At 66.1% G+C, this 22243-nt stretch carries 23 protein-coding genes; 11 read left to right on the forward strand and 12 right to left on the reverse strand.

The annotated features are described in order from the left end of the window. Positions 1-73: 73 nt before the first annotated feature. Genes FNL14_RS00545 through FNL14_RS00580 form a run of 8 tightly spaced genes read right to left on the reverse strand, consistent with a single transcriptional unit; the run spans position 74 to position 7661 of the window. Positions 74-1135: an L-idonate 5-dehydrogenase gene (locus FNL14_RS00545; RefSeq protein ID WP_181762495.1), complete on the reverse strand. Its 1062-nt coding sequence runs from the start codon at positions 1133-1135 to the stop codon at positions 74-76. Beyond that, complete coding sequence (locus FNL14_RS00550) at positions 1135-1905, reverse strand: SDR family oxidoreductase (RefSeq protein ID WP_142056713.1); 771 nt, start codon at positions 1903-1905, stop codon at positions 1135-1137. Before FNL14_RS00550 ends, FNL14_RS00545 begins: the two co-directional genes overlap by 1 nt. Continuing rightward, positions 1902-2846: a 2-hydroxyacid dehydrogenase gene (locus FNL14_RS00555; protein ID WP_142056715.1), complete on the reverse strand. Its 945-nt coding sequence runs from the start codon at positions 2844-2846 to the stop codon at positions 1902-1904. Before FNL14_RS00555 ends, FNL14_RS00550 begins: the two co-directional genes overlap by 4 nt. A gap of 42 nt (positions 2847-2888) precedes the next feature. Then, positions 2889-3638 carry an SDR family oxidoreductase gene (locus tag FNL14_RS00560; RefSeq protein WP_142056718.1) on the reverse strand — a complete coding sequence of 250 codons (750 nt, stop codon included), beginning with the start codon at positions 3636-3638 and terminating at the stop codon, positions 2889-2891. A gap of 53 nt (positions 3639-3691) precedes the next feature. Continuing rightward, positions 3692-5032: an MFS transporter gene (locus FNL14_RS00565; RefSeq protein WP_091421598.1), complete on the reverse strand. Its 1341-nt coding sequence runs from the start codon at positions 5030-5032 to the stop codon at positions 3692-3694. A gap of 55 nt (positions 5033-5087) precedes the next feature. Then, entirely contained in the window at positions 5088-6143 is a 1056-nt protein-coding gene (locus FNL14_RS00570) for a biotin-dependent carboxyltransferase family protein (protein WP_255470650.1), read from the reverse strand. Further along, positions 6140-6871, reverse strand: coding sequence for an allophanate hydrolase subunit 1 (locus tag FNL14_RS00575; protein WP_142056720.1), 732 nt, complete (start codon positions 6869-6871; stop codon positions 6140-6142). Before FNL14_RS00575 ends, FNL14_RS00570 begins: the two co-directional genes overlap by 4 nt. 1 nt (position 6872) lies before the next feature. Beyond that, complete coding sequence (locus FNL14_RS00580; RefSeq protein WP_142056722.1) at positions 6873-7661, reverse strand: LamB/YcsF family protein; 789 nt, start codon at positions 7659-7661, stop codon at positions 6873-6875. A gap of 504 nt (positions 7662-8165) precedes the next feature. On the opposite strand from FNL14_RS00580, the gene FNL14_RS00585 reads away from it, so the two are divergent. The 4 genes from FNL14_RS00585 to FNL14_RS00600 all read left to right on the forward strand — a co-directional run bounded on the left by FNL14_RS00585 (position 8166) and on the right by FNL14_RS00600 (position 11654). Beyond that, a complete protein-coding gene (locus tag FNL14_RS00585) occupies positions 8166-9086 on the forward strand; it encodes a LysR substrate-binding domain-containing protein (protein ID WP_142056725.1) in 921 nt (306 codons plus the stop codon). A 180-nt stretch (positions 9087-9266) separates the two neighbouring features. Next, a complete protein-coding gene (locus tag FNL14_RS00590) occupies positions 9267-9446 on the forward strand; it encodes a hypothetical protein (RefSeq protein WP_181762496.1) in 180 nt (59 codons plus the stop codon). A 246-nt stretch (positions 9447-9692) separates the two neighbouring features. After that, positions 9693-11165, forward strand: a complete 1473-nt coding sequence (locus tag FNL14_RS00595) for an HNH endonuclease signature motif containing protein (RefSeq protein WP_142056730.1) — start codon at positions 9693-9695, stop codon at positions 11163-11165. A 288-nt stretch (positions 11166-11453) separates the two neighbouring features. Then, complete coding sequence (locus FNL14_RS00600; RefSeq protein WP_142056733.1) at positions 11454-11654, forward strand: hypothetical protein; 201 nt, start codon at positions 11454-11456, stop codon at positions 11652-11654. Here FNL14_RS00600 and FNL14_RS00605 read toward each other — a convergent pair. Together FNL14_RS00605 and FNL14_RS00610 are read right to left on the reverse strand one after the other, a co-directional pair. Next, entirely contained in the window at positions 11651-12328 is a 678-nt protein-coding gene (locus tag FNL14_RS00605) for a 4-carboxy-4-hydroxy-2-oxoadipate aldolase/oxaloacetate decarboxylase (protein WP_142056735.1), read from the reverse strand. The genes FNL14_RS00600 and FNL14_RS00605 overlap by 4 nt on opposite strands. A 25-nt stretch (positions 12329-12353) precedes the next feature. Next, complete coding sequence (locus FNL14_RS00610) at positions 12354-13562, reverse strand: aspartate transaminase (protein ID WP_142056737.1); 1209 nt, start codon at positions 13560-13562, stop codon at positions 12354-12356. A 248-nt stretch (positions 13563-13810) separates the two neighbouring features. On the opposite strand from FNL14_RS00610, the gene FNL14_RS00615 reads away from it, so the two are divergent. Together FNL14_RS00615 and FNL14_RS00620 are read left to right on the forward strand one after the other, a co-directional pair. Continuing rightward, positions 13811-14320, forward strand: a complete 510-nt coding sequence (locus FNL14_RS00615; RefSeq protein ID WP_142056739.1) for a hypothetical protein — start codon at positions 13811-13813, stop codon at positions 14318-14320. Positions 14321-14367: 47 nt separating this feature from the next. After that, complete coding sequence (locus FNL14_RS00620; protein ID WP_142056741.1) at positions 14368-14787, forward strand: universal stress protein; 420 nt, start codon at positions 14368-14370, stop codon at positions 14785-14787. A 108-nt stretch (positions 14788-14895) separates the two neighbouring features. On the opposite strand, the gene FNL14_RS00625 is transcribed toward FNL14_RS00620, so the two are convergent. Continuing rightward, the gene (locus tag FNL14_RS00625; RefSeq protein WP_142056744.1) at positions 14896-15534 is read right to left on the reverse strand and encodes a GPP34 family phosphoprotein; all 639 of its coding nucleotides are present in this window, start codon (positions 15532-15534) and stop codon (positions 14896-14898) included. A gap of 144 nt (positions 15535-15678) precedes the next feature. On the opposite strand from FNL14_RS00625, the gene FNL14_RS00630 reads away from it, so the two are divergent. The 5 genes from FNL14_RS00630 to FNL14_RS00650 are packed head-to-tail and all read left to right on the forward strand — an operon-like array spanning position 15679 to position 21809. Beyond that, positions 15679-16587: a MurR/RpiR family transcriptional regulator gene (locus FNL14_RS00630; protein ID WP_142056745.1), complete on the forward strand. Its 909-nt coding sequence runs from the start codon at positions 15679-15681 to the stop codon at positions 16585-16587. 27 nt (positions 16588-16614) lie between these two features. Next, positions 16615-17562, forward strand: a complete 948-nt coding sequence (locus FNL14_RS00635; protein WP_142056746.1) for an NAD(P)-dependent oxidoreductase — start codon at positions 16615-16617, stop codon at positions 17560-17562. A gap of 33 nt (positions 17563-17595) precedes the next feature. Continuing rightward, positions 17596-19143, forward strand: a complete 1548-nt coding sequence (locus FNL14_RS00640) for an aldehyde dehydrogenase (RefSeq protein ID WP_142056747.1) — start codon at positions 17596-17598, stop codon at positions 19141-19143. Positions 19144-19179: 36 nt separating this feature from the next. After that, positions 19180-20406 carry an amidohydrolase gene (locus tag FNL14_RS00645; protein WP_142056748.1) on the forward strand — a complete coding sequence of 409 codons (1227 nt, stop codon included), beginning with the start codon at positions 19180-19182 and terminating at the stop codon, positions 20404-20406. Beyond that, positions 20403-21809, forward strand: a complete 1407-nt coding sequence (locus FNL14_RS00650) for a DUF3100 domain-containing protein (RefSeq protein ID WP_142056750.1) — start codon at positions 20403-20405, stop codon at positions 21807-21809. Before FNL14_RS00645 ends, FNL14_RS00650 begins: the two co-directional genes overlap by 4 nt. Before the next feature lie 250 nt (positions 21810-22059). Here the strand turns inward: FNL14_RS00650 and FNL14_RS23165 are convergent, their stop codons facing one another. Further along, complete coding sequence (locus FNL14_RS23165) at positions 22060-22212, reverse strand: hypothetical protein (protein WP_167344656.1); 153 nt, start codon at positions 22210-22212, stop codon at positions 22060-22062. Between the last annotated feature and the right edge of the window lie 31 nt (positions 22213-22243).

Here is a 22243-nt window from a genome sequence, read left to right on the forward strand (position 1 = left end):
ACGGCGGGACCTCCCGCCGTCGCCCGCTTCTGTTATGTGCGCTGCTGTTATGTGCGCTGCCCGGAGGCTGGTGCTAAGGCTTGGCGCCGAAGCTGAGCAGGACCTTCCCGGATTCCGCAGAGTTCCGGGCCACGCCGAAGGCTTCCAGCGCGTCCTCCACCGGGTATTCGTGCGTGATGACGGGCTCAATGTGCAACGAACCGTCAGCGAGGGCGGCAATGACGTCGTCGATCTCGTCGTTGAACCGGAACGAACCCTTCAGCTCGAGCTCGCGAGTGATGGCCAGCGAGATCAGCACCGGCTGCGGCCCGGTGGGCAGTAGCCCCACCATCACCACGGTACCGCCGCGGGTGGCGCCCTGGATGGCGGACGCCAGGCCGTGGTGGTTGCCGGAGGATTCAATCACGACGTCGGCCTCCACGCCGGCGATCGCCTCGGCATCACCGGCGGTGATCACCTGGTCCGCTCCCACGGCTTGGGCGATCTCCAGCGGCTTGTGATGCATGTCGACGGCGGTGATGCGGCTTGCGCCGGCCCGTTTCAGGACCGCAACGGCAAGGGCGCCGATAGGGCCGCTTCCGATCACGAGCGCGGATTTTCCGGCCACGTCTCCGGCCCTCGCCACTGCATGCCAGGCCACCGAGGCCGGCTCGATCAGGGCGGCGGTGCGGAGATCGATGTTGTCCGGCAGGGTCCGGAGCATCCGGGTCGGCAGGTTCACGTAGCGGCTGAACGCGCCGTCCTTGTGCGGGAACCGTGCGGCGCTGCCCAGGTACGTGCAGCCGGGCGAAAGGTTGGGCCGGTCCTCCGGGTAGCGCGCCGCGCCAGGACCGGGCGTGGCGGGGTGGACCGCCACCGGGGTGCCCGCTGCCGGACCGGTGCCGTCAGCAGCGGCACGGACCACTGTCCCGGAAATCTCGTGGCCCAGCACCAGGGGCGCCTTGAGGATGGATTCGCCGGCCGCGCCGTGCAGCCAGTAATGCAGGTCCGAGCCGCAGATGCCGCCGTAGTGCACCTCGATCACGGCCTCGTCCGGGGCCGGAGCGGCGAGGGTCAGTTCATCGATCCGGAGATCGTTCGCGGCATGGGCCACCACAGCCGGGCCGGTAATGGGGAGCGCTGTATCCAGGGACATCAGACCACCACCGTCATTCCGCCGTCGATGAAGATGGTCTGGCCGTTGACAAAGTCAGAACCGCTGGAGGCAAGCCACACGGCAGGGCCCGCGAGGTCCTGCACGGTCCCCCACCGGTTGGCCGGGGTGCGGCCCAGGATCCAGGTGTTGAACTGTTCATCGTCCACCAGGTTCTGCGTCATCTCGGTGTGGATATAGCCGGGAGCGATGCCGTTGATCTGCAGCCCGGACGCCGCCCACTCAGCGGTCATGGCACGGGTCAGGTTCCGCAGCCCGCCCTTCGCCGCGATATAGGGCGCGATGGTGGGCCGGGCCAGGTCCGTCTGGACGGAGCAGATGTTGATGATTTTCCCGTGCCCGCGCGGGATCATGAACCGGGCAGCTTCCCGGCCCACCAGGAACGCGCTGGTCAGGTCCGTGGAGATCACCCGTTCCCAGTCCTTCACATCCAGGTCCAGCATCGGCACCCGGTGCTGGATCCCGGCGTTGTTCACCAGGATCTCCAGCGGCCCCACGTGGTCTTCCACCCAGGCAACGCCGCGCGCGGCCTCGGCGTCATTCGTGACGTCGAAGGCCACACTGTGCACCCGGCCCGGCGCGAAGTCCGCAGCCATGGCCGCCGCGGCATCCTTGAGCCGCTCCTCATTGACGCCGTTCAGCACCACTGTTGCACCGGCGTCGGCCAATGCCCTTGCCAGGGCGTTGCCGATCCCGCGGCTGGAACCGGTGACCAGCGCAACCCGGCCGGTCAGGTCGAAAAGTGAGCTCATGCGAACGGACCTTCCTGGACGAGGTTGGCCGGAATCTGGCCGGCTGCCAGCGCCTCGAGCTGCTTCCGGAGGAGCTTCAGGATCCGCGGCTGGAACGCCGAGGCGTTGCCGCCCACGTGCGGCGTGATCAGGGCGTTCGTGGTGGACCAGAGAGGGTGGTCCTGCGGCAGCGGCTCGGGATCAACCACGTCGATGGCGCACTGCAGGCGGCCGGACAGGACTTCCTTGGTCAGCGCGGCGGTGTCCACCACGGAACCGCGGCCCACGTTCACCACCAGGGCACCGTCCGGCAGGGCAGCCAGGACCTCTTCGCCGATCAGCTGGTGGGTGTGCTCGTTCAGGGGCAGCACCGAAACCAGGATGTCGTGCGAGGCGGCGAGCGCGGCCAGTTCGGAGGACGCGTGGACCTGGCCGTGCTCATCCGTCCGGGCCGAGCTGCCCACCCGGGTAATGGAGACTTCGAAGGGCTCCAGCCGGCGCGCAATCTCGTGCCCGATTCCGCCCACGCCCACCAGCAGCACCTTGCGGTCCGCCAGCGACTGCCGCCGCTCCGGCCGCCACAGCCCGTACTGCTGGTCCCGGACGGCCTGGTCGATGCCCCGCAGCTTGGCGAGGATCAGGCCGATGGCGAGCTCCGCCGTCGCCGCCGCGTGGACTCCGGAGGCGTTTGCCACGCCGGCCGCCGGGCCCGCAGCCTCAATCACGCCGTCGTACCCCGTGGACTGGGTCTGGACGAACTTCAGGTCCTGCACCCTGGCCAGGGACCCCAGCACTGCGCCGGCGTTGATGTACGGCAGGATGACGCCGTCGATCTCAGCCAGCGTCCCGCCGTCGGGATCCTCATTCAGGTCCCAGACCACTCCCCGCAGCCCGGCGGGCAGGGGTGACAGATCGTCGAGGAGCTGCTGGTCGGGGAAGCTGACGGTGCGGACTGTTTGCATCGGGAACCTATCAATCGGTGGAACTGGTTGGCGTGGCGGTGGCTAGCGCCGGTCGAATGTGAGGCCGCCGGGCACCTGGAACGTGGGCATCAGTTCAAGCATGCCAACATTTACGTGCCGGGGTGTTTCGATGGCGTAATCCATGGCGTTGACGATGTCATCGGTGGTCAGCGATTCGTAGCCCTCGTAGTAGGTCTTCCACGCCTCTTCCATGGCCTCCGGCGTTCCGCCCATGTTGCGGCCGAAGATTTCCGTCTCCACCCGGCCGGGGCAGATCTCGGTGACGCGGATGCGCTTGCCCACGGTGTCGTTGCGGAGCTGGCGGGAGATCTGGTGCACCGCGGCCTTGGTGGCGTGGTAAACCGTGTGGCCGTAGAAGTTGTACACGCCGGCGATGGAGCTGACGTTGATGACGTGCCCGCGGTCGCGGTCCACCATACCCGGCAGCACCAGCCGGGTCAGCTGCAGCAGGCCGCGGAGGTTCACGTCGATGAGTTCATCGATGTCGCCCTCGCTGGAGTCCAGGATGTTGCCTGGCCGGGAGACGCCGGCGCAGTTCACCAGGATGTCCACTTCAAGGCTTCCGACGGCGGCAGTCAGGGCCGCGGTGTCGGTCAGGTCCACCACGTGGGGCACCGCGCCGGTTTTGTCCGCGAGTTCCTTCAGGCGGTCCTCGTTCCGGGCTACGGCGTGGACGGTGAGTCCGCGCTTGGCCAGGCGTTCGGCGATGGCGGCACCCATGCCGGTGGAGGCACCGGTCACCAGGGCGGTTGAGTAGTCAGAAAAAGTCACGGATATCTCCTGTGGGCAGCTCGGGGCTGCGGTGGTAGTTGTCGCGGGAAAGGTCAGGCGTCGCGGAGCGGCAGGTGCGCCCTGTCCTTCACCGTGCTGACGGCGGCGAGCGTGCCCAGTGCGGTAATCACGGCGTAGAAGGCGGGCATGTAGATGTTGCCGGTGGACGAGATCAGCCAGGTCATCAGCAGCGGGGCGGTGCCGCCGAAGAGTGCCGAGGAGATGTTGTAGCCCAGGCCGTAGGCGGAGTAGCGGACGCGGGTGGGGAAGAGTTCCACGATCAGGATGTGGATCACTGCCGTGTGGCCGGCGAAGACCACTGCCATGATGCAGGCACCCAGGATGGCCAGGGCCATCTCGCCGGTGGCGATCAGGGCGTAGGAGGGGATGCCCAGGACGGCCATGGCGATGGCGGAACCGGCGATGACTTTCTTGCGGCCTACCCTGTCCGAGAGTGCGCCCATAAACGGGATGGCGATGCAGATGACCACCAGGCTGCAGGCGGTGACCAGCAGTGCCTCGCCGATGGTGAAGTTGAGCTGCTTGCCCTTGAGGAATGTGGGCATGTAGGAGAACAGGACGTAGTAGCCGGAGCCGTTCATCAGCGGGATGAACAGGGCCAGGAGCATGGCGCGGCGGTGCTCTGCGGAGGCGAAGGCTTCCTTGAGCGGGTTCTTGGACAGCCCGCCTTCTTCCTTGAGCTTCTGGAAGTTGGGGGTGTCCGCGATGGCCTTGCGGATGTACCAGCCGATGATGCCCATGGGGATGGCAACCAGGAACGGAATGCGCCATGCGAACGCACCGAACCCGCCGCCGTCGATCGCTGCCTGGGTGAGCCACGGGGACATGGAGAAGGCAACCAGGGTGCCGGTCAGCAGTGCCGCGAAGGAGGCGATCTGGGCGTAGGAGGTGATGATGCCGCGCTTGCCTTCCGGGGCGTGCTCGGCGAGGAAGGTCATGGCGCCGGCAGCTTCGCCGCCCACGGAGAAACCCTGCAGCAGACGGAGCAGCACCAGCAGGATGGGCGCCGCGATGCCGATGGCCGCGTAGTTGGGCAGCAGGCCGATGCCGGCCGTGGCCACGCTGATCAGCAGGATGACGAAGACCAGCAGCTTTTGCCGCCCTATCCTGTCGCCCAGGTAGCCGCAGACCACGGCGCCAAGGGGGCGCACGAAGAAGGAGACGGCGTAGCCGGCGAAAACGAACAACAGGGCGTTGTCCGGGTTGCCGGGAGCCAGGAAAACAAGGGCAAGGGTCCCCGCCATGAAGGCGAAGATGCCGTTGTCATAAAGTTCCACAAAGATGCCGACGCAGCCGGCCGTGACGACCTTGCGGGTCTGCTTGCTGCTGAGCCGCTCTTGGTGCGGCTGGGCCGCATGCGTAGAAGTGGACATGGCTTTCCTTACTTAAGGGGATGGTAACAAGGGTTTGACGCCGGGGCGAGGGTGTTTAGCTTCCTGCTGCCGGCGCGAGCCGGGGCCAGCCTGGTTGGTTGCTGTAGTGGTTGCTTGGCTGGTTGCTTGATGGGTTGCCTGGCTGGTTGCCGACGCCCAGGAGGGCGAAGACGGTACTGACGGTGGAGCGGAGTGTTTCCAGTTCCCGGAGCGCTGCGCGGTATTTGGCTGTTGCTTCCGGGACGGAGGTTCTTCGGAAGATGATTTTGTGGCCGGGGCGGGCCTGGGCCAGGACGTCCAGCGAGCGGCTGGTGACCACTGCCAGGACGGGGTAGCCGGCGGTGACCCCCCGGCCGCGGTGCAGCACCAGGAGCTCTTCCCGGGACGGCACCTCGATGGCGCCCACCGGGACTCCCCGGGACAGCACCTCGGCCGTGGACTGGCGTTCGGGAAGGGCCCCGCCCAGCCGCAGGCCGATGTGGTTGCTCCGGGCGCTGACGGTGTACTCGGTGTTGTAGAGCAGGTCCGCGGTGCCGCCGAACTCCTCCACATCGGGTCCGTCCGTCACTTCCACCACGGCCGTGCTGGTGAATTGCGGCCGGGTGAGGCCCAGGCGGAAGAGGGGAAGGTCGAAGTATGGCTGGCGGATGGGCGGAACGCTGCGGAAAGTCTTCAGTTCCGTGCCTTCGATGAGCCGCAGGCCGAATCCGGCGACGGTGTCCGGCGCGCAGCTGCCCAGCAGGACCGGCGCCTCCACTGAGCCGTGGACGGCGATGTAGGCGCGCAGGCCGCCGTCGATCCTTCGGAGCGCCACCGTCTCCCCCGCCCGTACGGACACCGGCTCCCACTGCTGGCACTCGCGCCCGCCCACCGTGAGGTGCAGGGGCGCGCCGGTGACGGCGATGAGGAGGTCCGTGGTGGCCCGCATGCGGAAGTCCAGTGCGGTAACTTCCAGCAGCGGGGCGTTGTCCGGATTGCCGGCAAGGATGTTGGCGGCGCGGGCCGAGAACTGGTCCAGCGCGCCGTTCACGGGCAGCCCGAACCGGGGTCCGCGGAAGCGTCCCAGGTCAGTTACCACTGAGTTGCCGGGCTGCTGGATGACCAGGCTCATTGTGTCGCCTCCAGTTTCCTGCCGGCGTACTTCGCGAACTCTTCAGGCTGGATCTGTTGGAAGCGCAGGGTGTCGCCGGGGACGTAGGGAACCAGTGGTTCGGCGGCGACATCTAGGACGGTCAGGGGGGTCTGGCCGATGACGCACCAGCCGCCTGGCGCCGCGGCCGGTGCAATCACTGCCTGCCGGCCGGCCACCGATACTGCCCCTGCGGGCACGGACAGCCTGGGGTCCTTGAGGCGGGGCACAGGGAAGGGGAAATCGGGGCCGTCCATCATGGGCGAGCCGGCGGGGGCGCCCAGGCAGCGGATCACGTAGGACTTGGTGGTGTGAAGGGCGATGATGTCCTCGACGGAGAGCTGCTGTTGTTCGGCAACGCGCTCCAGGTCCGGGCCATATTCGCCGCCATACACCACGGGAACAAGGAATTCGCGGGGTTCCCGGGCGGGGGCGCCGGTGAATTCGAGCTGGCGCAGGCCCAGAAGGACGAAAGCCCGGACCTGGCGCGCTGAGGTGACGCCGGGATCGAATTCCACGAGAAGCGAGTCGTAGGTGGGCACTGCCCCGTGGACGCCGTCGATACCGGCAGCGTCCAGCCAGCCGGCGAGGGCATGGACCGTCGCCCAGTTTGCCTCCCGGTCCGAGGAGGACGTGACGACGCGGAGGGCGGCGTCACCGGATTCGAACACCTCCACCGGAGGCTGTGCTGGCGTTGGGGTGGCGGGCATGTCAGGCGGCTTTCACTTTGGCGGCGAGGACCTGGGCGAGCGGTGCAATGGTGACGCCGGCGCGTTCCAGTTCAGCGCGGACCTGGCGGGCCAGCTGGACGGCGCCCGGGGTGTCCCCGTGCAGCAGGATGGTGTCGGCAACGATCGGGAGGTCTGTTCCGGCAACGGTTTCGATGACGCCTTCGCAGACCATCCGGATGGTGCGCTCAACAATGGCCGAAGGATCATGGATGACGGCGCCGGGACGGCTGCGCGGCACCAGGGTGCCGTCCGCTTCGTAGGCGCGGTCTGCGATGCCCACGATGCCCACAGGGAGCTGGCGGGCTGCGGCGGCATCGGCGAGTTCGCCGTCCTGGGCGAGGACGATGAGATCCGGGTTGATGCGGGCGGCCGCGTCAGCCACGGCTTCTGCATAGTCGGGGCGCGTGGCCACGAGGTTGCCGAGGCGGCCGTGCGGTGCAAGATGGACGACGCCGGCGCCATGGTAGGCGGCGAAAGCGCTGAGGGCTCCGAACTGGTACAGGACGTCGTTGCGGACTTCGTCTGCGGTGAGGTCCATGGCGCGGCGGCCGAAGCCCCGGAGGTCCGGGAAGCTCGGGTGCGCCCCGATGCTGACGCCGCGGCGCACGCATTCGGCCACGGTGGTGTTCATGATGTCCGGATCTCCAGCGTGGAAGCCGCAGGCGATGTTGGCGCTGGACACCACTTCGAGCAGGGCTGCGTCGTCGCCCATGGAGTAGGCACCGAAGCCTTCTCCGAGATCTGCCACGAGATCAACTCTGGGTCCCATCTGAGCCCTCCTTGGGGGTTTTGGCGCAGCGCTGTACAGCGGCACAGCGCCTGTCGCCTGAAGCGGGAGTGGTGGGGACCAGCCTGTGGGGCTTTGGTCCGGTTGCCCGGATCACCGGACTGTAGAAAAAGTCTGGCACCGGGACTTTGATCACACAAAGACGTAATCCATGTCACGGGATAGGCGGGGGTTATGACCGCCGGACTGTGGCATAGAGAGTCCATATGTCACCTCCTCCACTAAAGGCCTGTTGCCCGCCAATTCCGGTTATCGATCGCCTTCAAGGTAAGTGCCGTACATTTCCGGAATGTTAAAAGGAATGGCTCGGAGCAATTAACGATTTAGCTATGCAAAAAGCATCTGACGCCATCAGGAAATTGCATGATTGGCCGGGGGTAGAATGACTGATTAGTGAATTAGCGTTCAGGACAAGGATGTCCGGACAGTGACGTTCCCGACGGGGACGATCTGCACGGTGACGATCTGAACAGGGAGAGGGCGGCCATGGATACGCGAAAGCTTGCGTACTTTGTCCAGATCGTGGATTCGGGAAGCATCACCAAGGCGGCCGCGGCGCTGCATGTGGCCCAGCCGGCACTGAGCCAGCAGGTTTCCGCGCTGGAGACAGACCTGAAGCAGCGGCTGCTGATCCGCAGCAAACAGGGTGTGGTGCCCACTGCTGCAGGCCACACCCTGTACCGGCACGCACAATCCATCCTGCGCCTCGTTGACCAGGCCCGGCAGGACGTTGCCAAGTCCGGGGCAGCCCCTTCCGGCCGCGTGTCTATCGCCATCGCGCCGTACAGCATGGCCTCCAGCCTGACTCCCCGGATCATCAGCGAAGTGGCGCGCAGATACCCGGACATCGTCCTGCATGTTACGGAGATCTATGGCGGCGTCCTTAGCGAGGCCATCAAGAATGGCCGCCTGGACATGGCACTCATCTACGAGCCCGGTCCCATCCGGGGCGTGCTGTTCACCACCATGATCGTGGAGGACCTCCACTTTGTGGTCAATGCCAACCGGGAGGACGTCAAGCACGCGGACGGCGAGATCTCCCTTGAAGAAGTGGCCCGCCACGGACTCTTCCTGCCCGAACAGATCCACACTCTTCGCCAGGCTGTCCAGGCGGGGCTCACCAGCAAGGGGCTAGAGCTGCGGCTGGTGGGCGAGGTGGAATCCGTTCCGTCCCTCGCCCGGTTGCTGCGCGCTGACTTGGGTGCCACCATCATGCCCAAGTCCGCAGCGGATGCCCTGTTTCACGAGGAGGACTTCAACGTCCTGCGGATCGTAGACCCGGCACTCCAGTGCAAAATCGCCCTGTGCACCCCGGACCACGATCCCCTCTCGGAAGCGGCGTCCGCAGTCCTGCTGGTCCTGAAGGAAATGCTTCAGGAAATGCTCAACAATAAGTACGCCCGCTAGTTTCCATAGCACGCGCTTATTGGGTCACGCGTCTTTGGTCTTAGCGCTGCTTCACTGTGGATCCTAAAATTAATTCAAGGCCGGAATTTACGGCCGATTCAATCCTTGAAGAATTAATTGGAGCACGCCGTGAAAAAGATAGATACGTTGCGGAGGATTAGCGGTAAGGGTCTGGGCCTGATGGCCAAAACTGGATTCCACTGCCCGGCGAATGGATTCTGGCGTCCGGAGGACCGCTCGACGGACCCTGTTTTCGTCTTCGAGGGCAGCCTCATGCCGGCAGGCAGGGGCGGGTCCACGGTCTGGCTGCTGGAGGATGCCATGTTCGGGCCGCCGGAGTACCCGCTTCCGGCACGTTAGAAGGCTCTTCCGCGGAAAGCTGCCATTTCCATATCCGGCCCCGCCTCTTCCGTCTGGCCTGCGTTTCCGCAGGCCTGCCACTTCCCTATCCAAGCCTGTCTTTTCGTATCGGGACCTCCCCTTCCTGTCTCGGTTTCCTGCCCACTCCGGCGCTTGCTCCCAATCTGGACAATGGCGCCCGTCCGGGTCATCCCATCCCCGGCCCCTCCCTCGAGGAATGTCAGACCCCCTTGTCATGATGGGTTTATGGGGAAAGCGGCGGTGGTGAAGGCGTTTGAGGACATCAAGGCCGCCCTTGCCGTGCTCAATTCCGAGGTGGATGGGTGTGGTTCGGAGCCATACTCGGCTGCTGATCCGTTTGCCGGTTTGGCGGATGGGTGCCTTGACATTCTTGCCGGGGCGCGAGTGGCGGAGGCCGGGTTCGCCGCTGTGAAGGCCCGGGCTGCCGTGACGTACGCGGACACTGCCCACGCCATTGCGGGGCCGGACGCCCCGGTGCAGGCACTGGAAATGGCTGTCGCCGCGGAAATCGGCGCCCTCCTGGCCCTCGGTCCCAGGGCAGCCGGCGCGTTCCTGGCCGCCTCCCACGCCATGGCCAAGGAGTTGCCGCTGGCCTTCTCGGCGCTGCAGACAGGAACGATCACCTGGCCGCACGCCCTGGTCATGGTGGAGGAAACAGCCGGCCTTGACCCCGCCGGCGCCGCCGCACTCGAGGCCCACTTCCTGGACCCGGACCTGCCCCGACCGGCCGCGGCTGCCCCGATCGGGGAGCTGCCCGCGTACCGGTTCCGTGCCAAGGCCAGGAACTGGCGGGAACGCCACCACCCCGAATCCATCGAGAAACGCCATGCCAAGGGTGTGGCGGACCGGCGGGTGGAATACCGGCCGGACCGGGACGGGATGGCCTGGTTGTCCGCCTGCCTGCCCGCGGACCAGGCGATGGCGGGCTGGAACCGGCTCACCGCCCTCGCCCGCGGGATGCAAGGACCCGACGAGTCCCGCACCCTCACCCAGTTGAAGGCCGACAAGTTCACCGATGCGATCCTTGGCAGCGGCAACAACGCCGGGTCTGCCGGTGCAGGCAGTGACGACTCCGGTACGGCGGCTGGCCCGTCGTCGCGGATCCAGGCGCAGGTGCTGGTCACCGTGCCGGTATTCTCCCTCGAGGGCCTGACCGATGAGCCCGCCATGCTGGACGGCTACGGCCCGATCCCGGCGTCAATGGCCCGGCGGCTAGTTGCTGAAGGTGCCGGTTCGTTCTATCGGGTGCTGGTGGATCCGCGGGACGGGGCGCCCATGGAGATCGGCCGTACAAGCTACCGGCTCACCAAGGCCATGAAAAAAGCCCTGCAGCTTCGGGACGGAAGATGTACTTTCCCCGGCTGCAACAACCCCTCCCTGGACAACGAGGCAGACCACCTTCAAGCCTGGCAACACGGCGGCACCACCGGGATCAGCAACCTGGCCCAGCTCTGCCCCAAACACCACCGCCTCAAACACTCCACCGGATGGACGCCCACCACGGCCACCCAAAACGAACCACCGGGCTGGACCTCACCCACCGGCCGCCACTACAAAGCCGAACACCACGACTGGGAACCACCACACTGGCCTGCCCAACTACAGTCCGCGACTGGGGATCCCCCGGACTTTGTCTACCTTGGGCTCTCCCCAGGAGAACAAGCACTCGAGTGGTTCCTGCACGCCCCACCCGCCTGACTCGTTGCTGGGTTTCGGGTTTCGACAAGCTCAACCACCGACTTGGTCACGCCCGGACGGGGAGCCGGCGGCCGTAGGCCCAGGCTAAACCAGCGGGTTCTGCTCCCCACCCGCCTGACTCGTTGCTGAGTTCCGGGTTTCGACAAGCTCAACCACCGAATCGGTCACGCCCGGCCGGGAGCTGGCGGCCGTGGGCCCAGGCTCAACCACCGGGCTTTGGGGTTTCGACAGGCTAAACCACCGGCTTTTGGGGTTTCGACAATTCAACCACCGGCTCAGTCATGCTCAGTGGCAAGCTCAACCACCGGCTCAGTCATGCTCAGTGGCAGGCTCAACCACCGGATGAGTTTTGCCCGGCCGCAGAACCAACCACCGGGCTTTGGGGTTTCGCTCCCCAGCCTCAACCACCGGGACGCAGCGAAGCCGCCGCAGGACCAGATCCGCGGCGGCTGCACTGCTGCTTCAGTGCCGGCATTCTCAGGCTCCTAGGCCTGCTCGACCAGCAGTCCCTTCGCCTTCAACACATCCGTGAGATTGCACAGGTCGATGGTGGTGCCGCCAGCCTTGTACAGGCTGATGAGCTCGCGCTCGGCGTCGTCGCGTTCCTGCGAAAGACGGATAACTTCCTCGATCTCGTCCTTGCGGACCACCACAACACCGTCGGCGTCGCCGCGCAGGACGTCGCCGGGGTAGATGATCTCGTCGCCGAACACTACCGGGTGGTTGATGGGGCCGATGGTCTCTTTGACGGTGCCCTTGATGGACACGCTGCCGGAGAAGACGGGCAGCCCCAGTTCAATGAGGTCCTGGGTGTCGCGGACGCCGGAGTCCGTCACCAGGCCGGCCAGGCCCTTGGCTTTCATGGCGTTGCCGAGGACATCGCCGAAAGTCCCGGCTTCCTCGTACTCCCCCGCTGCGGCCAGGATCACGTCGCCGGGCTCGGCATAGTGAATGGCCACCTGCAGCATGAGGTTGTCCCGCGGCGCGCACCGGACGGTGGTGGCCGGGCCGCAGAAGGACATCGACCTGTCGATGGGTTTGATGCGGGAGCTCAGCGCACCCTTGCGCCCCTGTGCCTCATGAATGGTGGCCGACGAGAACTTCGCGAGCCGGCTGACGGCGTCGGCGCTGGGGCGGTCGATGTTGGTTTTAACGTGAATCACGGCATTTTTCCTTCGGTGGTTTGGGTCAGTTGAGGGCCCGGACGGCCTTGTCGATGGCAGCGATGGACTCCTCGATGACGTCCAGGCTGGTGGCGTAGGAGATGCGGAAGTACGGGCCCAGGCCATAGGCCGATCCCTGGATGACCGCCACGGAGGTGGCCTCCAGCAGGTATAGCGTGAAGTCCTGGTCGTCGCTGATGACTTCGCCATCCGGCGTCGTCCTGCCAATAACCCCCGCACAGTTGACGTAGGCGTAGAAGGCTCCTTCCGGCGTCGTGCAGGACAAACCTTCGACGGCGTTCAGGCTGGCCACTGCCGTATCCCGCCGCTTGCGGTACACCTCGAGGCTGTCCCGGACGAAGCCCTGGTCGCCGGTCAGCGCCGCGACGGCGGCGGCCTGGCTAACAGAGGAAGGGCAGGACGAGATCTGGGACTGCAGCTTGTTGATAGCGGCGATCACCGGAGCCGGTCCGGCCGCGTATCCCAACCGCCAGCCGGTCATGGCGTAGGCCTTGGATACGCCATTGACGGCGAGGACGCGGTCCTTCAGTTCGGGGGCTACTTCCACCAGGCTGGTCAGCTTGCCGTCGCCAAAGTAGATCTGGTCATAGATTTCGTCAGTCAGGACGTGGACGTGCGGGAAGCCGGCCAGGACATCGGCGAGCGCGCGCAGTTCCGCCGGGGAGTAGACGGCGCCGGTGGGGTTGGACGGTGCGTTGAGGATGACCCACTTCGTGCGGTCGGTCAGTGCACCGGTCAGCGCGTCGGGCGTGAGCTTGAAGCCAACGTCCTCGCCGCACGGAACCACCACCGGGATGCCGTCATTGGCCAGCACCATGTCCGGATAGGAAACCCAGTAGGGGGCGGGGACAATCACTTCGTCGCCGGCGTCGAGCGTTGCCATGAATGCGGTGAAGATGACCTGCTTGGCACCGCCGCCGATGGTGATCTCGGCAGGGGTGTACTCAAGGCCGGTCCGCTGCGCCAGGGTCTGGAGGATGGCCTTCTGCAGGGCAGGGGTGCCGGTGACGGACGTGTATTTGGTTTCGCCGCGGCTAATGGCTTCAACCGCTGCTGCCTTGATATGCGCCGGGGTATCGAAGTCCGGCTCGCCAACCGTGAGATCGAGGATGCGGCGCCCTTCCGCCTTCAGTTCACGTACACGGGCGGCGGCGGCCACGCTGGCCGAAGACTTGATGCGGGACACCCGCGATGCAGGGACAAATTCAGGCATGGTCTTTTCCTAGGGAGTCAGGAGCGAGCGGTACTCGTTTCTTCGACACTAGGGAAATCCGGCGGGTATGGATAAGACCAATACTGCGTGGACGGATAAGCGTCCCTTATGGCTGGCAAGCCCACACTTTCCCGTTATGGGTCCACTCACAATTGGTATTTCCGCCATGCATCCGACACTGCCTAGCCTCGAAGGTGACCCATCCGGGTATGTGGCCCATCCGGCAAAATTCCAACCGAGGAGTGACCTTGGCCGTTACGCACCATGGCGACGCCGGCTACTACCGCTACCGCGGAATGCCCAGGCCTGACAAGCCGACCGTAGACGCGGAGAAGATCCGGACGCTGCTAAAGGCGAACCGGCAGCGGCTTGCCTTCAATGCCAGCAGCAGCCGCCCCCTGTCCGCCCGGCTGAACCAGCACGTTGCGCAGGCGCTCCGGGACGGCGTCAAGGTCACCCGGCTGGCCCAAACTGCCGGCCTTTCCCGCTGGACCATCAGGACTATCGGCCTGACATATATCGACCTGCATCCCTCAGGCCAGCCCGCCGAGCAGCAGCTCGACGTCATCGCCCGGCTGAAGTCCGAGCTCACTGAGTTGGAGGAATCCAGGGCAGCACTTGAGGAACAGCGCCTGAAACTCCTGGCTGCGGCACGCCGGCTCGGCGTGATGGACGACTTCGAACTCGCGGCCCTCAGCGGACTCCAAAGCGACGCCATCCGCAAAATGACATGGGGGCAACCGGTCCACGTTCTCTAGACTGGCATCTGAACGCCAAGTAATGGATACCAGTAAAGGAGCAATGCATGAGTGACGTAGTTGTTGTAGGCGTGGACGGCAGCGAGTCCGCCAAGAAGGCCGCGGAGGCTGCACGCGACCTCGCGGCGTCGCTGGGAGCTTCACTGCACGTGGTGACAGCATTCGAGACCGAGAGCGCCGAAACCTTCGGCGTCGGGTCGGACAAGGTGCGGATCTCAAACGCGGACGCCGCCGAGATGGTTGCGAACTCGCTCTCCAACTCAGGGCAGGTGTCCATCACCCACTCGGCCGCCCGCGGCAAGCCCGCCGACGCCCTGATCAAGGAAGCCATCCGCCTGGACGCGAAGGTCATCGTGGTGGGAAACCGCAGGATGCGCGGCATCGGCCGGCTCCTGGGCAGCGTTGCCAACAGCGTGGCGCACAACGCCCCCTGTGACGTCTACATCGCCAACACGTACGACGACTGACGGCTCACCCTACATAAAACAAAAGCAAAGCGGACGACGGCGGAACTTCCCGCCGTCGTCCGCCTGCGTTTAATGCCCGCCCCAGGGAGCGCGCTGCCGCAACGAGTGCTAAGTGGCCGCCTCCGCCTCCGCCAGCGCGATCATCCGGATTTCCTCGGCAACTGCGTGGGATGGCCAGTGGCTGTTGGCTATGTCCCTGGCCCGGTGGTGATCAGCATCGGCAAAGAGCTTCTCCAGCAGCCCCGTCACATGCAGCAGACCGATCAAGGCCGTGGTGCGCGCATCGGCTGTTCCGCTTCCCAGCCCGGCCTCAATGTCCTTGAGGAGCGCCGCCTTGGGCGCATGGTCCTGCTCCGGATACCGCCTGATCCTGAACAGGCCCAGGCGCTTTTCGCCGACGTGCCTCACCACGCCCTGCGCAGCCAGCTCCTCATAAATCCGATGCACCTCGGCACGGCTTTCCAGGATTGAAACCCAGCGATGGGAAGTGTGCGGCCTGGATTTATGCCGGATGAGCTCCAAGTGGTGCTGAATCCCGTCGGGCACAGGGCCGCCTGTGACCCTGACGTGCTTGCCCTGCAGTTCAATGGCACCGAGCAGATCCAGCTCCGCCAGGATTGCCCCGGCTACGCCGGCCTGCAGAACGGGCTGGGTGATTTCTGCCCCGCCGTCAGCGTCGTTGGTTGCGAGAAGGAGGAATGCCTGGGGAAGGCTCAGCTCCCCGGCCTTGGGAGATTCAGCATCCATACCACTATGGTCCCGCGGGAAACGGGCAACCACAACGAGGATTTACCTCCACGAAACGCAAACCACTGGAAGCAATCAAAATTGCAGAGTACATTTAATGCAATCACCCTTGCAGAGTGATCTGCGTTACAGAACAGGTCTTCCTTGAACACCAAAACCGCAGAAGCGGAAGCCTCCGCACCTGTTGCCGACGGCAGCAACGGTGCCGGGGACAGCTCCCAGGCATGGCTCGGCGACGCGATCCCGGATGTTCCGCTCACCAAGGCACAAAGCCGGGTAGTGGAGGTCATCACCCGGAATCCACAACTCTCCTCCTACGCGGATATTGCGGAAATCGCGCAGCGGGCCGATGTCAACAACTCCACCGTGGTCCGCGCTGCCCAGCACCTGGGCTACCGAGGATGGCCGGACCTGCAGCGGGAACTCCGTTCGCGCTACCTCGTGATGATTTCCACGGAGGACACCCTCACCGAGCACGGCGAACACCGCAGCCCCTTGCACGACGCCCTGAACCACGACGTTGAAAACCTCCGGCTGACCCTCGAATCGAATACGGCAGACGAAGCCGAGGCCGCTATTGCGGCGATGGCCGCGGCGAAGTCCATCACCGTCGTCGGGATCGGCTCCTTCGCCGGCCCCGCAAGCGTGATGGCCCACCTCGGCTCCACTATGGGGTATCCCATCTCCCTGGAAAACCGCGGCGGCGTCCACCTGGCTTCAAGCACCAACACCCTTGGCCCCGGCGATGTGCTGGTGGTGATCAACATGTGGCGTTCGGTCCGGCAGGTCATCGTGGCCGCCGAAGCCGCCAAAGCCGCCGGTGCCACGGTCATCGCCATCAGCGACATGCGCCGCGGCCGCCTGGCAGCCGCCGCCGACCACCTTCTGGTGGTGGCCTCCGAGGGCATCTCCTTCTTCCAGTCCGTCACCGCCGCGAACTCGCTGGTCTACGGGTTGCTCGCCGGGATGGAGGCAGCACACCCCGAGCGCAGCCGGGCCGCCATCCGCCGCACCCAGCAGCTATGGAAAGACCTCGACATCTACCTCGACTGACCCGCCTTAACTTCACAGGAGCATTTGATGAATGACCAGATCGATCGCCGGATAGCCGTCATCGGGCTCGGCGCCATGGGCGGAGCAATGGCCGCCACCCTGCACCGGGCGGGTTGGCAGGTCACAGGCTTCGACCCCTCCGGCGAGGCACGTACCGCCGCGGAACAAACCGGCATCAAAACCATTCCCAACCTTGCGGATGCCGCCGGGACACCCTACGCAGTGCTGTCATTGCCCGCGGCCAGCATCGTGGAAAGCACAGTGCCGCAGCTCCTCAAAGAGCCGGGCACCGTGGCGATTATCGACACCACCACCTCCGAACCGGGCACCAGCAAAAACATGGCCGAGCTTGCCCAAACCCAGGGAGCGGCCTTCGTGGACGCACCCGTCTCCGGTGGCCGCGACGGCGCAGCAACCGGTTCGCTGAGCGCCTTCGTCGGTGCCACGGACGAGGCCCTCGCTGCCGCCGAGCCCGTCCTGCTAGCGCTGACGGGCGGGAAATACAGCCACATCGGCGGCCCCGGCAGCGGCAACGTGGTCAAACTCCTCAACAACGTGCTTGCCGCCGCCAACCTCGTCTCTGTCGGTGAAGCACTGGGCGTCGCCAAGGCCTACGGCATCGACCCCGCCACCGCCGCGGCCAGCATCAGCAACGCGTCCGGGGGCAGCAAAGTCTCGGCCAACATGTACCCCAACTGGGTGCTCAGCGGCACGCACGATTCCGGTTTCTCCCTGGGCCTAATGGCCCGGGATGCCGCCCTCGCCGTGGAGGTCGCCGCCCGGATCGGCGAAAAGCCCGCACTCTTGGCCGCCGTGGCCAGCCAGTGGCAGGATGCCCTGGCCGCGCTTGGACCGAAGGCTGACTTCACGGAAATCGCCCGGACCGTGGCCCCGGCCATCACTCCCGCCGGAGCACCAAGCGGGGCATCAGACGCGGCACCAAGCGCCGTCCCCGGCAACGCTTCAGGCACCTAATACCCAACCCGCAGCTCCCAAAGGAACACGACATTGAGCGTCACCACAGCACCCACCTCCTCCTCGGCAGCCACCGCTAAGAATGTCCTGGATGCAGCCTTCCCAGCCGGCCTCGGCGCCTTCGTCGACGGCAAGATAACCACCGGCAGCGGCGAGTCCATTACCCTCACCGCGGCTGCCACCGGCGAACCGTTCGCCACCTACGCGGACCCCGGCGCCGAGGGTGCCAACGCCATCCTGGAAAGCTCGACGGCGGGTGCCAAAGTCTGGGGCGCACTGAACGGCTTCGAACGGGCCGCCATCCTCCGCAACGTCAGCCGGGCGGTGGAACAGCACGGGGAGGAGCTCGCCATCCTCGAATCCGCCACCACGGGCAAGCCCATCCGGGACACACGCGCCGAAGCCGCGAAAGTTGCTGAGATGTTCGGCTATTACGCCGGCTGGGCGGACAAGCTGACCGGCCAGACCATCCCTGTCCCGGGCAACTGGCACACCTACACCGAGCGCGTCCCGTGGGGCGTCGTCGTGGCCATCACGCCCTGGAATGCTCCCTTGTTTACGGCCGGCTGGAACTCCGCGGCCCCGCTCGCGGCCGGTAACGCGGTGATCATCAAGCCCAGCGAATTCACCCCGGCCTCATCGGTCCGGCTCGCCCAACTGGCGCACGAAGCCGGGCTGCCGGCAGGCGTTTTCAACGTGGCGGCCGGGCTGGGCCAGACTGTGGGCGCAGCCCTGACCACGGACCGGCGCGTGGGCAAGGTGAGCTTCATCGGCTCCGTCCCCACCGGCCGCCGCGTTGCGGTGGCTGCAGCCCAGGCCGGGATTCCCGCCCTGCTGGAGCTCGGCGGGAAGAGCGCCAACATTGTCTTCGCGGACGCGGACCTGGACCGTGCCGCGGACGGCGCCGTCTCGGCCATCTTCTCCGGCGCGGGCCAGTCCTGTGTGGCCGGATCGCGCCTGCTGGTGGAGCGCAGCGTCCACGCAGAGTTCGTGGAGCTGGTGGCCGCCAAGGCCGCACGTCTCCGGGTGGGCGACCCGCTCAGCGCGGACACCGAGGTGGGCCCCATCATCACCGCCCAGCAGTTCGCGACCGTCACCACGCTCATCGAGGCAGGAATGAACGACGGCGGCCGCCGGGTCACAGAAGCCGCTTTGCCGGAGTCCCTGGCCGGGTCCGCCCTGGCCGGCGGGCACTGGGTGATGCCCACCCTGCTGGACGGCGTCACCCCGGCCAACCGCCTCGAAACCACGGAGGTCTTTGGTCCCGTAGTGGGCGCCGACGCCTTCGACACGGAAGCCGAAGCCATCGCCCGGGCCAACAACACGAACTTCGGCCTGGCCGGTGCCGTCTGGACCTCCGACGTGTCCCGCGCCCACCACGTGGCCCGCGAAGTGAAGGCCGGCACCTTCTGGATCAACTCGTACAAGACCATCCACGTGGCGGTTCCGTTCGGCGGCTTCGGCGATTCCGGCCACGGCCGCTCCTCCGGACCCGGCGTGCTGGACGAATACACGCAGACCAAGGCCATCTGGGTGCCCACCCGCGCGGCCGGGTCTCCTTTCCCGTCCCTGTCCTACTAACCCGCCCTAAACGCCGCACCCCAAAGGAAGATGCCCATGGAACTGACCAACCCATCCCCCGCCCCGGCAGCCCTTCGCGGCACCCTGGCACAAGGCGTCGACCACTGGAAACCCCGAGTCCAGGCATTGGCGCAGGAAGTCCACGCGTTCAAGGAGATCTCCTTCGAGGAGGTCCGCTCCGCTGGGGCCATTGCCGCCCTGCTGGAGGAGGCCGGCTTCGAGGTGGAGCGTGGCACCTCAGGCCTTCCCACCGCCTTCTCGGCGAGCGCAGGCAGCGGCGAACTGACGGTGGCGCTGTGCGTGGAATACGACGCGCTTCCAGACATCGGCCACGCCTGCGGCCACAACCTGATCGCCGGCGCCTCGGTGGCCGCCGCCCTCGCCCTCCTACCCTTGGTGGACCAGCTCGGCATCACATTGAAGGCCATCGGCACCCCCGCCGAGGAGCATGGCGGCGGCAAGGCGCTGATGCTGGAACGAGGAGCGTTCGACGGCGTCGGGCTGGCCCTGATGGTCCACCCCGTCCAGGACGGGCTCACCTACAACCCCACCGGCACCAGCGCCCAAGCGGTGGGCCGCTACAAGGCGACGTTCACCGGTAAGGCGGCCCACGCCGCGGCAGCCCCGCACCAGGGCGTCAATGCCGCCGATGCAGCGGTCCTGAGCCAGGTGGCCATCGGCCTGCTCCGCCAGCAGATCCCCAGCGACCACCGCGTTGCCTGCTTTGTGGCCGAGGCCGGGCACGTCACCAACATCATTCCGGAGAAGGCGGTGGTCCAGTTCGAATGCCGTGCGTTCACCCTGCCGGAGTACGAGGCCCTGCACCAGCGGGTCCGGAACTGCTTCGAAGGCGCCGCGCTGGCCACCGGAACAACCCTGGTCATCGAGGAAGCGGAACCGTTGTACGAACCGCTGCTCCAGGATGACGCCCTCGCAGCGCACTGGACCGACGCGATGGGCGCCTTCGGCAAGGACACCTCGCGGTCGTCCGGCCTCAGCGGAGGCTCCACCGACATGGGCAACATCTCCCAGGTCATCCCGTCCCTGCACCCGTGGCTGAGCATCCCGGGCGCGGACGTGCCCATCCACTCGCACGCGTTTGCCGCACTTGCGGACACTCCCGGGGCGTACGGCGTGATGTTCGAGGCAGCCGTTGCGCTGGCCTGGACCGCCGCGGCCGCCGCCTCAACCCCCACCGAACGGGACCGCTTCATCAAAGCTGCGTACCGCCGTCGTACTTTCACGCAGGAAGGCACATCATGAGCACCACCAAAACAGCCCGGGCTGATAGGGCCGGGGCCAAGCTGACCATCCCGATCGCCGCCCTGGCCCTGGTGATCGCCGTGGCGGTCCAGTTCATTGGGCAGGTGAAGATCGATGTGGGAATCGGCTCCATCATCATCTTCCCCATGGTGTGGGGCCTCATCCTGGGCCTGCTGGTCTCCATCCAGAAGTTCAAGCCCCTGGGCATCGACCTGCAGCGGGTGGCGGCGGCCCTGGTGGGCGTGGCCGTACTGCTGCTGGTGGCCCGGCTGGCGTTCAACATCGGACCCAGCCTGCCCACCCTGCTCAAGGCCGGACCCGCGCTGCTCCTCCAGGAGGTGGGCCACCTGCTCGGCACCATCGTGCTGGCGCTCCCCCTGGCTGTGCTGCTGAGGATGGGGGCGGCAACGGTGGGCGCCACGTTCTCGCTGGACCGCGAGCCCTCCTTCGCCATGGTGTCCGAGAAGTACGGCCCCGATTCAGACCAGTACCGCGGCGTTCTGGCCATGTACGTGTTCGGCACGCTGTTCGGCGCCGTCTACATCACGCTCCTCACCTCGCTCGTGGCCAACTGGAAGATCTTCGATCCGCTGGCCCTGGCCATGGGCGCCGGCGTGGGGTCCGGCTCCATGATGGCGGCGTCCGCGGCGAGCATCGTGGCCGGCTACCCCGCGGACCAGGAAGCCATCCTGGGCATGGCGGCCGTGTCCAACCTGATCACCACGGTCCTGGGCGTTTACGTGGGCATCTACATCGCCCTGCCGCTGGCCGACCGGTTCTACCGGCTCCTCACCCGCAAGCAGACCGCACGCGAAGACGCTGCCGTGACGGCTGGTGCACCGGCCGGCGCTGCCGGGGCTTCCGCCGGTGCACCGGCAGCACGTACCGCGGAAGACATGGACCGCGAGACCGCCCAGGCGGAGGAAAACCGGCGGTTCCGTGAGCGCGTGGCCGAATCCGCGGCAGCCATGAAGCTGCCGCTCTGGCTGTCCCTCTCGGTCCTCACGGTCCTGGGCATCGCGACGGCGTCGGTGGCGGCGAAGGGCTTCAGCCTCAGCATCGTGGCCGGCTACGTGATCATGCTGGTTTTGGTCCTGGTCAGCATCGCGCTGGCGAAGGCCACCCGGAAGATCTCGGCCATCGTTTTTATCACCACCATTGGCGCCTACATCTCCAGCCCGTGGTTCTTCGCGGCGGAACCGTTGAATGCCGCGGTCAAAACCGTTGACTTCCTCTCCATCGCCACCGTGATGCTGACCCTGGCGGGCCTGTCGCTGGGCAAGGACATCCCGTTGCTGAAAAACATTGGCTGGAAGATCATCCCCGTGGGCCTGGTTGCCGTCACGGCGTCGTTCCTGCTCTCCACGGTGATTGCGGAATTCGCCCTCGGCCTCTGGCACTGACTCCGGACCAAGACTCCCGACCAAGAGTCCCGATAGCCGGTGCACAGCAGAGCGGACGACGGCGGGACCTCCCGCCGTCGTCCGCTTGCTTTAATCGTCGGCTCGCCCGAAGTAAGGGTGCGGGCCACCTGGACCACTGGTATTGCTCCGCGCCCGAAGGCGAAGGAACCATGCGCCCAACACGGCCAGCGCACTAATCCAGGTTGTTGCCTGCCGTTTCCGGCCCGCACGGTCTTTGGGCTGGAGCGCGTCAGACGCTGGTTCTGCGCTTCAGCCAGCCCCAGACAGCGGTGGCCACAAACAGGATCAGGCCGATGAACGCCAGCCACAGCAAGCCCTTGATCACGAAGCCCAGGATCGACAGAACAAGCCAGATGATAAGCAGTGTGATGATTAGTCCCATAGGGGAAGCTTAGGCCAATCCCGGGCCGCGC

This window comes from Pseudarthrobacter sp. B4EP4b (assembly GCF_006680095.1).
In the GTDB taxonomy this organism is placed as follows: Bacteria; Actinomycetota; Actinomycetes; order Actinomycetales; family Micrococcaceae; genus Arthrobacter.